We start from the raw sequence: 12,344 nt of genomic DNA on the forward strand, positions 1-12,344 counted from the left end.
ACCTTTCGCATGAACGAATGGTCCTATTTCTTTTAGGGACTTATTTCACAGCCCCTTTTCTTTTACCAATCTGTATACAGATCTATATTTCCGGATCCACTTCCGGTATCATATACTTTTCCGGCGCCAAGTGACGTCTCTACAACTGTCCCTTTTGGGTAATCATCACTTGCCAAAACAATGTATCCATCGGCATCCCGGATTGTTCCGTCACTTGCTATATGGCGTCCCGGGATTGCAAGCCCTCCTCCCGGAAGTACCTTCTGGGAATAGTAAGTCTCAGTGTGTCCATTATACCAGATCCTTCCCTTTGACGGGGTAAGACCGCCTGATGGGATCACATAGCCACCGCTTCCGGAATTGGAAGAATCGGAACTAGTATTATTCGATGAATTGTTGTTGGAAGAATTATTATTGCCAGAAGAACTGTTATTACCGGAATTATTGCCCGCAGATGTATTACTTCCGTTGGAAGCTGACGCCTGCTTTGTCTCTTCCTGTGCCTTTTTTGCCAGCTGCTCATCCGCTTTCCTCTGGACTTCCTCCTCCTGCTTTTTCTGTGCTGCACGTGCAGCCTCAAGCTGTGCATTTACCGTAGCAAGATCGGTTGAAGTCTCTTCTGCCTTCGCCTGCAATTCGGCCTGTTCACTGTCAAGCTGACTTTGCAGGTCAAGCAGCTCCTGCTGCCTGCTTTTCAGTTCGGCCTCCTGCTCTTCAATACCTTCCCGCACTTTCACCATATTCTCCAGCATATCCTTATCATACTTTGTAATATTCTGGATAAAGTCTACCCGGTTCAGAAACTCTCCCATGCTTTTTGCTTCACACACCATAGAAAGCAGCGTATCCGAACCATTTTCATACATGTACTTAATGCGAGTCTTCATGTTTGCATACTGCATTTCCTCGTTGTTGCGGGAAATCTGAAGTGATGCTTCCAATCGGAATACTTCATTATTAGACTCTTCAATTTTCACTTCTGTCTCAGCAATTTCATTGCTGATCGTAACCAAATCCTGGTTGATCCCTTCCAACTGACTCTGTAGATTACTGGTCTTATCTTCGAGGCTGTCCACCTCTTCTGCATGTACCGACATCCCCGACAGCGCGATACCGAATGCACAGATTAATGAAAGTCCGCACTGTACGATTCGTTTTTTCTGCATTTTCATAAATGTAATCCTTTCTTGAATGTTTTGGGGTAACACTAAGATAGTATATACTATTTTAATCAAAAGAACAACCTTCTATTTTCTGGAAAGGCCTGTACACAGCCATTTCTTCCCATTTTCAACATACAAAAAGCTTCTTCAGATGCCATTTTTCTCTAAGTGTATGACAGCAAAAAGGAGCAGGCTTTTTACTGATTTCAATCAGTTAAGCCTGCTCCCTTTTCAGCAGAACCTATGCTGTCGGCTCTGCAACTGTTTTACTTTTATCTTTTTTCACTCTGTATCCGGCGGTTGTTCTGCAGATGACCGGATCAAAGATCAAGAACATTGCCGGAAGGACAGTCAGTACTACGATCACACTGATGATCGCTCCTCTTGAAAGGAGTTCACAGATAGAACCGATCATATCAACCTGTGTATAACAAGTTACACCAAATGTTGCTGCAAAGAAGCTCAGACCGCTTGTGATGATGGATGGCATACTGATTCTGTGTGCAATCGCAACAGATTCTTTCTTACTCTTGCCTTTCATACGTTCTTTCTGATATCTGGTCGTCATAAGGATCGCATAATCAACAGTTGCTCCCAGCTGGATTGCTCCGATAACGATACTTGCAACGAACGGAAGACTCTTGCCCTGATAGAACGGAATCGCCATATTGATCGTAATCGCAAACTCGATAACTGAAACCAGAATGATCGGGAGCGAGATAGATTTAAATATAAGTAAAATGATGATAAAGATTGCTGCGATTGAAATAACGTTAACCCTTGTCAGATCGATATCTGTTACATCCTGCAGGTCTTTCATCAGTGGCGCTTCACCGATTACCATTCCTGACTTGTCATAGGATTTTACAATCTTATCAATCTGTTTGATCTGTCTGTTGACCTGCGGAGTTGCAGACTCATACTTGGTACATACAAACATCAGCTCAGTATCCTTACCCTGAAGCATACTCTTTACATCATCCGGGATCATCGATTCCGGAATAGAAGATCCAACGATGGAGTTAAGTCCAAGTGTCCATTTTACACCTTTGACATCATCAATTTCACTCATCATTGCCTTTTTCTCTTTGGCATCCATGTCTTTGTCTATCATAACGATATGCATTGTACTCATATCAAAATCATCTTTCAGTTCACTGTTTGCCACATTTGATGGAAGTGACTGTGGAAGCGACTGTGCGATATTGTAATAAATTTTTGTATGATTATTGCCATAAATAGCAGGAATAAGCAAGATCAGGAAAGCTAGGATCCATACTTTGTAATGCTTGGTAATAAATGCCGAAGCCTTATCCATGCTCTTGATCAGCGGTTTATGCTTGGTCTTTTCAATCGGTTTATCAAAGATAAGAATCATTGCCGGAAGGATTGTTACACAGCAAAGCACTCCAATGATAACACCTTTTGCCATAACAATACCAAGATCACGACCAAGTGCAAATGTCATAACACAAAGAGCTACAAATCCTGCTACTGTTGTGACAGAACTTCCTACAATGGATTTGAATGTATTAGAAATCGCGTGTCCCATCGCACGGTTCTTATCTCCCGGGAAACGGCGCTTGTTCTCTTCGTAGCTATTCAGCAGGAAAATGGAGTAATCCATCGTGACACCCAGCTGCAATACTGCCGTCAGCGCTTTTGTAATATAACAGATCTCGCCAAGGAAAATGTTACTTCCCAGATTATATACAATCGCTGCACCTATACTGATCAGGAAAAAAATCGGTACCAGGAAGGATTCTCCGGTAATTTCAAGCACCAGGAAAGAAAGAATTGCCGCAATTACAACATAAATCGGAACTTCTTTCATTGCTACATTCTTGATATCGGCTACAACGCCTGTCATACCTGCAATAAAACACTGTTTGCTGGCAATCTTACGCATCTCACCGACTGCATTCATTGCTTCGTCAGATGAAGTCGTATTGTCAAATAATGCGAGCATCAGTGTCGCATCTCCGTTGTAGAAGGCTTTTCTCAGATCGGATGGAATCATCTCTACCGGCAGTGAAAGATCTGCCACATCACCATACCATAATACTTTTTCGACATGATCAACCTTATTAAACTGGTCTGCCAGCTTCTGGATATCTTTCATGTCCGTATCCTCTACAACTACCATGGCGAATGCACCCATACCATATTCATCCACCATAACGTCCTGTCCTTCTACCGTTTCCAGTGATTCCGGAAGGTAACTGAGCAAGTCGTAGTTAATTCTTGTCTTCGCCATTCCAATAAATGACGGAATCAAAAGCAGTACCCCCAGTAACAAAATTATAAATCTGTGTTTTGCTATCCATTTTCCTACTTTGACCACAATAATCATCTCCCTGTCTTTACATTTTTATTCTATAGAATATTATACAAAAAAATGACTGATGGTCAACATTAAATACTCACAATAATTTCATGATTAAAAAATGAATTTTGGTCATTTTTCAAAGAACATAAACTACCCAAAAGCTGCTACTGGCATTTTTTCTTGTATGCCAACATACTAAAAAGGGTGTTTCTCTGTAATATACCAGAAAAACACCCTTTGCTCTTAGCTCTTATTTACGAATCGTAGATACAGAATAGACCAGAATTTTCATACAGATTTCTTTTTCCGGATCAATCTCTACTGTAAGGATTTCACCATCCCGCTCTTTTACTGTTGCGATAATCCCTCCCATTGTAAGAATCTCATCTCCAACCTTGATCGAATCATGGAGTTCCTGCATTTTTTTATTCTTTTTCTTTCCCGGAACTACCATCATAAAATAGATCACTACAAACAATAGTACCGCATACAATAAAATCATCATCTGTGCATTCATACTCTTATCCTGCCTTTTTTGTTTTATTATACTACTTCAGATAAGCTTCTACAATCTTTACAAACATTGCTGATCCTTTGTAGAGCACGTCTTCATCTACATTAAAGCGTGGATTATGATGAGGAACATCAGTATGCTTTACCGGATTAGAAGAACTAAGGAAGAAAAATGCTCCAGGTGCTTTCTGTAAGTAGTATGCAAAATCCTCTCCTGCCATATTTGGTGCCGGAACTTTACTTACAACATCCTCTTCACCTACAACTTCTTTTGCAGCTTCAGTTACAAGTGTTGCCATCTCGTCGTTATTGATTACCGGAGGTGCTCCCCAGTCCATCTCAACTTCTGCTGTTCCTCTGAATGTTGCTGCTGTACTCTTTGCAATCTCTTCAATTCGTTTTGCAAGGTACTGTCTTATTGGCTCTTCCAGTGCACGGATCGTACCTTCGATTTCTACTTCACTTGGAATTGCATTATAAGCAACACCACCATGGAAGTAACCAATTGTTACAACTGCCGCTTTTACTGCGGAAACTTCACGTGCAATGATTTCCTGCAGGTTAATTACAATATGAGACGCCATTGTAATCGGGTCTGTTCCTTTTTCCGGAGTAGAGCCATGACAACCCGTTCCTTTTACATGGATCACAAATCTGTCAAATGACGCCATACAGCATCCAGGAGTAACAATTACCTTTCCTGCCGGGATATCTTTGTTGATGATACTTCCGATATGCTGTCCAAATACAGCGTCTACACCATCCATTGCGCCATCTTTGATCATAATCTCTGCGCCTTTGGATAATTCTTCTGCCGTCTGGAACAAAAGCCTTACATTTCCTTTAATCTCTGCTTTGTGTGCATTCAAAACTTTTGCGGCTCCAAGAAGCATTGCAATATGGTTATCATGTCCACAGGCATGCATCAGACCTTCATGTTTAGACTTATAATCAACATCATTTGCCTCAGTAATCTTAAGTGCATCCATATCTGCACGAAGTGCAACCGTCCTGCCTGGCTTTCCGCCTTTGATTTCTGCAATGATACTGCTGTCTGTACCCGAACATTTGTAAGGAATTCCAAGTTCATCCAGTTTATCTGTTACATATTTCTGCGTTTCCGGAAGATCAAGACCAAATTCCGGAATCTGATGCAGCTCTCTTCGCATTTTTACAAGTTCTCCCTGTAAACCTTCACATTCTTTCCACATACTCATGTTTATTTCCTCTTTTCTCTATGAGTCTTTTACTTTTTATTCATTTTCCCATTAAGCAGCTACTATGCAGCTTTCTTTTCCTTTACATATAACAGTCTTGCAAATCCAAGGCTTCCGAATACAGATACAACGATAAGTACCCATGCCGGAGGAGCAATCGTAAATTTAAGGATAAGCGGAAGTCCCATGCCAAAGATGGCAACTTTAGGATATTTCAATGCATAGGTTCCAAAAGTTCCTCCGAAAATTGCACCTGCTGCATATTTTGTAAGAGCGGATACAATAACATCTGGAAGTACGGATACAACTGCTGATCCTACTAAAACAGCTGCTGTTGTAGCAATCAGGTTTGTAATAATAGAACCACAGATTGCCATTGTAGAAGCCACCTCTGCCTGAAGCGTTCCTGGTTCACTCTCCGTCGTTTCAAGAGCCATTGTTGCACATGGAACTCGCATGTTACCGATATTTCCTGAAAGGAAACTCAAATATGTACCAGTAAGTCCAAGAGCCGCATAATAAGAAATTGGTTCTACAACATAGAATGCACCAAATGATAGTGCAACCATTCCCCATCCTGCAAGTACTACTTTCGGATCCGGCCAGCAGTTATAGGTGATACACAGCCAGATAACCGGTATAAATGATGTAAATGCTGCAAGCAGGTTTGTAGGGGTACCGATTCTAATACTATTCTTTTTCCATTCTGACATTAATTCTTTATTTTCCATAATCATACCCTCCTATGCTCCAACTGCCATATCATAGATGATTGCAAATAACATTCCGATGATCATTGCAATACCAAGATTGTACTCTCTGATCTTTGGAACTTTCTTTGCTACAAATTTTTCAAGGATTGCCATTCCGATAATACCACCGGCAACGGCTGCTGCATTTCCCCATCCTTTACCAATTTCGTTAACATCCAGATAACCGAAGATACCAAGTGAACAGGCACCACTCATTACAACCAGCCATTTTGAATCGCCACCGCTCATCTTTGTTCTTAAGTTTTCAAGTGCAGGTGTAAAAAGACCTGTTACAACCAGCCATCCAGCTCCGTTGAGCGCCATTACGAACCAGCTGACAGCCATAACTTTCAGTGTAAATCCAGCTCCTCCAAGCTCTGCGCCTGCCGCTTCAGCACCAAGCGTTGCTGCAGTAAGCTCTGTCGGTGCAGCACCAATGATAGAAAGTCTCTGCCATGCCATTGGGCCTCCGATCGAAGTCATAAGACCAACCATTACGATAAATACACCAAGCGCAGGTCCGATTGCGGAAATGAGACCGACTCTGAATGCTGTCTTCGGCACTGTTGCCGGAATGTTTGCCTTCACTGTCATTTTCTTTGCCATTCGGATATAAAGAACAGCTTGGACAAATGCAAGTGCTACCGTAATACCACAAAGTAAATACACGATCATTGAATTAGAAATCTCTACATAATCCATAAACTCTCTTCCTTTCTTCTCTCATGTTCCTTTTTTGTTATCCAGTTTCTTCTTGTTGATGATAAGTTTACAACTTAATAACTTTGCTTTCTATGTATATCATGTACAAACTTATCGTGATTTTTTTATATTCAACATCATTTTTTTGTATTTGTGATATAATTATTTTATCAGTTTTTGTATTTGAGATACAATTTTATTACAAGGAGACTAAAAATGACTGTCGAAGAACTATTACAGCTGCCAACCATTAAGGGATTAAAACTTATTTCCGGAAATCTCGGTGTACACAGAGAAATCTCCACAGTAACCGTCGTTGATACTCCGGATGGCTTCCAGTGGTTAAAAGGGAATGAAGTTGTGATTACAACGACCTATGCCCTGGAAAAGACGCCTAATGCTTTTCTTGATTTCATCAGTAAGCTGTTGTCAAGAAATATCAGTGCACTGATTGTCAAGTCGGACCGGTACATGAAAGTTATTCCGGAAAATGCCAAAAAACTTTGTGATGAAAAAGCTTTGCCCCTGATTTACTGTCCGGCGATCTACGCATTTGCCGACATTATAAATCCAACCCTGTCCGAAATTATATCCAAACAGGCGGAGCAGCTGAAAGAATCTTCCAAGATTCACGAGAGTTTTCTGGAACTGGCAATAAATGACCGCTCTATCCATCAAATCTTGCAGACACTGAGTACTCTGATCCAGGAACCGACTGCCTATGTTGATACTGTTTTCCACAAAGTATATTTTTCTGAAAATGTAAGCGAGGATAGTCTTTATCTGAAGGGATTATCATATGATATTATTTTAAATGAATACCGAGAGAAATATCAGTGTATCGACGTTGTCAATAAAGAGCAGAAATTTGGATATATTATGCTTCTTTCTGACCGGACATATCCGGATACTGACTCCAATATTTACAAAACAGCGATCGAATATGCCAGTATCGTAATTATCCTGCGTATGCAGATCCGAATCAGTAACCGGATGATCGAAGAAAAATATTACTCCTCCTTTGTAGGGGACCTGATGCTTAACAACGTCAAAACACGTGAAGAGATCAATACACGTGCCCATTTATACGGCTGGGATCTGGACGGCGGCGGATTTGTTGCGATCATCGATATAAACAATATTAAAAAATATTATCTGCGTGATCTGGATACCGAGACAAATGAAAAGCTTCAAAAATACACAGACCGGATTTTTGATACTTCTATTAAGTATATCAAGCAGGCATTCCCATCTACTATTTATTATTCACAGAGTGACTTTATTGCCTTTCTGATCACTGGAAAACTGCCTGTCAGCGCCCGCAAAACCCTTACAGATACATTCAGTCAAATCCAGCACAGTCTGCTGAACGCCGTTCCTTTTACTATTTCAATGGGAGTTGGAATGTATGTAGACGACATCATCAATATTCACAACAGCTACCAGCAGGCAAAGCAGGTCATCCAGACGGTCTATCAGATTCAGCAATTTAACCGTCTGTTCTTTTATGATCAGATTGGAATCTATCGCTTATTATTTTCTATTTCATCCAATAACGAGGCGATTGAATTCTGCGATAAATATATAAAGCCTCTACAGCAATACGATGACCAGCATCATGCGAACCTGATTGAAACACTACAGTCTATCATCAACTGTGGATGGAATTTAAAGCTGGCATCTGAAAAGCTTTTCTTACATTATAATTCTGTGAAATATCGGTTTCAGAAAATTTGTGATTTACTTGAAATTGATTTGAGAGATAATTCCAGACATACGGAAATAGAACTGGCTCTTAAGATTTATTTGATTCAGAAAAATCAAATATAAAGTGGGATTTTTCGACTGAATCATTCAATCGAGGGCTTTCGCCTTATAAATAAGTAAAAAAATACAGGGAAGAATGCAAGCACTCTTCCCTGATATTATTTACTTATTTGCACGGCTCAATTCAATCACGAATATTATTCGATGATTGTAGCAACACGTCCTGATCCTACAGTACGTCCACCTTCACGATACTTTAATCCCGTTTTACCTTATATTTTTTATGGTTTTCTCTCCAAAATACAGTGAAAAACGGCTGATTTGCACCATTTATTTTTATTTGCCTGATTTCTTGGCACCGTTTTGGCACCGGAGAATACTCAAACTAATTCTCTTCTGTAGCTACCAGATGCTTCTCTGCCAACTTTATATTGCACCGGTAGTTTTTAACTGTTATAATCGAAACATGGGTGCTACCATAACGGTAGGCGGTTAGTCCTTCTCCAGAGGGACTGTGACCCTCTGATTACATAGAAACCAGTAAAGGAATCCAATGGAAAGGAGGGCTAAGCCAATGAGTATTGTTGACTTCATAGCAGTAGTGAGCTTCGGCTTAACCTGCTTTAGTATCGGATATACATTAGGCAAAGATAATCATAAACCACAAAAATAACCGCCCTGTCTGCAAACTAAGCGGTTATCTTTGTAATCAATAAGTATGTGGACTAACCGTCTATCGGTAGCACTCTTTTTCTATAATCATATTAGCACGCATCTGTGGAAATGTCAAAAATTTTCTTCTTTCTCAACTACATCTATTTCCATACATTTTTATAACCTATTTCAAGTGTTCCTCAAAAATTGATTCGAGTTCCTTATTCCCTCTCAAGAATTCATACTCTTTCTTATTTTCAATTTCCGAATACAATTCACGAACAAAATTTTTTCCAAGTCCCGAAAAAGCTTTTCCCTGTGCAGTATCTTCATACCTGTAATACAAAGGGGATTGTGTCATATTCCAAGGCTTCTGTGATTCACTTAATAATCGCTTAATTAACTGGATACATTTTTCTACATCTTTTCGATATCCAGCAATCAGCAGATATGGCACTGTGTTGCCGTAATTCCATAGTCCAAACAATGATATCATGTGATCTGTAATCTCAGCAATTTTCTCTGCTTTATCATGATTTCCTGTCTCTTCTTCCATTTCTATTAACTTATACAAGTAGCTTTGGATATTGATAACTGCCTGTAGCAATTTCCCTTCTAAGAATAATGCAGCAGTATCTGTTCCTTCCTGATGTGCTAATACACTTGTTTTCATAATCGTTGCATCAATTACAGTATCAGGAATTTTTTTCAAAAGGACATTTGCTTCTTCATATTTCTCCATTTGGACATATTTTGTTGCAAGTATAAAAACGCTTGAATTTCTCACTCTTTCAACCTGACTATCTGCTGTTTGTTCCAGCCACTCAATAATAGCTGTATTATATTCCATTCGTTCTTCGTCATTAAGATCTGACAAAGTCAAAGATCCGTTCAGAACGGTTGCGATCGTATAAATTAATAAGTCGCAATGAGGATACTCCTGTATTTTACGAGATGCCATCTCGAAAGCCTTTGTAAAGCTGTCCAATGAAACTTCCGAAAGTTCATTCACAAATTGTCCAATCTCTTTTTCGGTCAATTCTTCACGAAACGAAAACAATTCATTCATATCAATTTTCAATAATCGTGCCAAAGCTGGAAGTAATGAGATATCCGGATATGTATTTCCCTTTTCCCATTTATTTACCGCAGGAGTAGAAACACCCAGATAATTTGCCACCTGTTCTTGTGTTAATCCCTCAGTTTTTCGATAGTTTTTTATCTGCTCACCAATACACATTGTTCACACCTCCTGTCCTTATTTCCATTATAGCGTTCCCAATACATGTTTACAATTGAGCCTTTGTTTACTTATTACTTTCTTTTTTTAACTTTCAATTAATTTTCTCTAATATTTATATCATCAGCAACAAACTGCCCACAAATTTAAGAACGGGCTACTAACCCTCAAACGACAGTGTATTACATTGAATCCGTTAAACCAACCTTGTTATCCTGAATCACCACTCCTTCATCTTCGCATCATGCCTATTTTTCATAATTTGCAACTGGTATATAATGACAGGAATTAGAAAAATCACAGCAATTATGCCTAAAATAACAGACCGATTTACGGTAGCAAATGCTGCGAGCATAAGCATTAATAAAAGCCAGGGATTTCGCAAATTACTGTAATAATTTGCCCTATCTTCATAGGACGTATGAAGTTCAAAAGGTTTTCCATCATTTTCTTTTTCTACAATCAGCAATTCCCTGTTAAATGTTGTAGTGTTTGTTGCAATACAACCGCCAATTTCAGCCCACGGACGCCAGCGAACTTTGCCAACAGAATAATTAAGATTGATATTTTTATAGAATACGGAATATCCCATTTCTTCCAAGAAATCATGGTAATCTTCAGCATTAGCTTTTGATTTTTGTCCTATAAACTCCACGCAATATTGAACTTGACCTGGCTTACATTTTTCAAATTCATAGAGTAATTTTCCCGTTCGAATAAGGCGATAACCTTTTTCAGCCATCTTATTCAGCCAGTTTTTCTGTACCGTCAATAGCCCACCAAAAAAACGATAACACTTTTTACTCATAGTGTACCTCCTACAATTCCGCTTGCAATGCCTACAAGTTCACGAAGTCTGATAAGTTCTTTTTCAGCTATCTCCTTTCCTTTTACAGTGATAAGATACTCTTTTTTTCTACCTTCACTATCTCCGAAAAGCTCAATCCATCCCTTTTCCTGCATTGAATTTAATGCACCATATAAAGTGCCTGCTCCCAATGAAAGCCGCCCACCTGTTTTTTCTTCAATGAATTGCATGACAGCATATCCGTGTTTAGGTGAATAGAGTGAAAGCAAAATATAGAATGTCACTTCTGTGAGTGCACCACTTTTCACATTATCCCTCATAGCATCCCCTCCTTATTACGGTTACTGTAATAATTATATCAGTAACCGTAATAAAAATCAAGAGATGTGAAATTAATCTTAATAAGCAGGATAGTATTGTGCTTTTCCTGTTCAGTCCTTTACAAACAATACTTATATATAAAGTGTTTCTCTCAACACCATTTCTTCTGCACTGGCTTTTATATTATTCATCAGCCTAACCCACTTCATCTGATTCTGTACCTTTAATTCTTCCGTTACACCCTGTTTTTCTGCCATCTGTTCCATAAGCATTTCCACCTGTTCTCTGCTCTCCTGCCTTATTTCTTACATGGACCACTTTATTAAAGATACTCTTCGGGAAGTTATTTTCATACACAAATATTAACCTTCCCGCTTTATCGTGTGATAATTTCTGTTGTAACTTTATTCCATTTTTAATAACTTTTCTTGCTTCTTTCCACACGTCCTTTACTTTATTTACATCTTTTTTCGGAATATACCATATAAGCGCATTATTCAAGATTTCTTGTGCCTCTGCATTCTTTGAAAATATTACAAGTAAAAACTTCGAATCTACCATCTCATCATAAACAAGGGATTCTGTCCAGTTCTTTTCTTTCAGTAATCCGTCAAAATCAAACGCCGAAAATGACATATCCTGCGTTGGTGTTCCTTTTTCGTCAGCTGTAATGGTTCTTAATCTGTAATTAGCTTTTTGGAATTAGAATGGCCTTCAGCAACAACTGAATTTACAAAGACTTTTTTGCCGATCATGCAATCAGTAAAATCATAGAAGGCTACAATTCCGGCAACCGTTTTTCTATCCTGTTCGTTATTCTTTTCTGCTCTTTTTATATATTTCCAGGCAACAGAAAAACCCGTAGAACCAAAGTTCTA

The 12,344-nt window shown here is 39.1% G+C and carries 11 protein-coding genes; 1 reads left to right on the forward strand and 10 read right to left on the reverse strand.

The window, feature by feature from the left end; genetic code table 11:
* Positions 1-62 precede the first annotated feature (62 nt).
* From G4407_RS12840 to G4407_RS12865, 6 genes are all read right to left on the reverse strand, one after another.
* Positions 63-1,172 carry a coiled-coil domain-containing protein gene (locus tag G4407_RS12840; RefSeq protein WP_173689197.1) on the reverse strand — a complete coding sequence of 370 codons (1,110 nt, stop codon included), beginning with the start codon at positions 1,170-1,172 and terminating at the stop codon, positions 63-65.
* A gap of 232 nt (positions 1,173-1,404) precedes the next feature.
* Complete coding sequence (locus tag G4407_RS12845; RefSeq protein WP_173689198.1) at positions 1,405-3,516, reverse strand: efflux RND transporter permease subunit; 2,112 nt, start codon at positions 3,514-3,516, stop codon at positions 1,405-1,407.
* Positions 3,517-3,742: 226 nt separating this feature from the next.
* Positions 3,743-4,009 carry a preprotein translocase subunit YajC gene (gene yajC, locus G4407_RS12850; RefSeq protein ID WP_118218326.1) on the reverse strand — a complete coding sequence of 89 codons (267 nt, stop codon included), beginning with the start codon at positions 4,007-4,009 and terminating at the stop codon, positions 3,743-3,745.
* Between the two features lie 31 nt (positions 4,010-4,040).
* Positions 4,041-5,216 carry a M20 metallopeptidase family protein gene (locus tag G4407_RS12855; RefSeq protein ID WP_173689217.1) on the reverse strand — a complete coding sequence of 392 codons (1,176 nt, stop codon included), beginning with the start codon at positions 5,214-5,216 and terminating at the stop codon, positions 4,041-4,043.
* A gap of 68 nt (positions 5,217-5,284) precedes the next feature.
* Positions 5,285-5,953, reverse strand: a complete 669-nt coding sequence (locus tag G4407_RS12860) for a hypothetical protein (RefSeq protein WP_173689199.1) — start codon at positions 5,951-5,953, stop codon at positions 5,285-5,287.
* Positions 5,954-5,965: 12 nt separating this feature from the next.
* Entirely contained in the window at positions 5,966-6,676 is a 711-nt protein-coding gene (locus tag G4407_RS12865) for a DUF5058 family protein (RefSeq protein ID WP_173689200.1), read from the reverse strand.
* 216 nt (positions 6,677-6,892) lie between these two features.
* On the opposite strand from G4407_RS12865, the gene G4407_RS12870 reads away from it, so the two are divergent.
* Positions 6,893-8,506 (forward strand): PucR family transcriptional regulator, encoded by a 1,614-nt coding sequence (locus G4407_RS12870; RefSeq protein WP_173689201.1) that lies wholly within the window; start codon positions 6,893-6,895, stop codon positions 8,504-8,506.
* Positions 8,507-9,281: 775 nt separating this feature from the next.
* Here the strand turns inward: G4407_RS12870 and G4407_RS12875 are convergent.
* From G4407_RS12875 to G4407_RS17035, 4 genes are all read right to left on the reverse strand, one after another.
* Positions 9,282-10,337: a helix-turn-helix domain-containing protein gene (locus G4407_RS12875; RefSeq protein ID WP_173689202.1), complete on the reverse strand. Its 1,056-nt coding sequence runs from the start codon at positions 10,335-10,337 to the stop codon at positions 9,282-9,284.
* A gap of 220 nt (positions 10,338-10,557) precedes the next feature.
* On the reverse strand, positions 10,558-11,145 hold the full coding sequence (locus G4407_RS12880; protein WP_173689203.1) for a DUF2812 domain-containing protein: 588 nt from the start codon (positions 11,143-11,145) through the stop codon (positions 10,558-10,560).
* A complete protein-coding gene (locus tag G4407_RS12885) occupies positions 11,142-11,465 on the reverse strand; it encodes a PadR family transcriptional regulator (RefSeq protein ID WP_055056227.1) in 324 nt (107 codons plus the stop codon). Before G4407_RS12885 ends, G4407_RS12880 begins: the two co-directional genes overlap by 4 nt.
* Positions 11,466-11,597: 132 nt before the next feature.
* On the reverse strand, positions 11,598-11,738 hold the full coding sequence (locus tag G4407_RS17035; protein ID WP_334297100.1) for a TnpV protein: 141 nt from the start codon (positions 11,736-11,738) through the stop codon (positions 11,598-11,600).
* Between the last annotated feature and the right edge of the window lie 606 nt (positions 11,739-12,344).

Source organism: Allocoprococcus comes (assembly GCF_013300725.1).
Lineage (GTDB): Bacteria > Bacillota > Clostridia > Lachnospirales > Lachnospiraceae > Allocoprococcus > Allocoprococcus comes_A.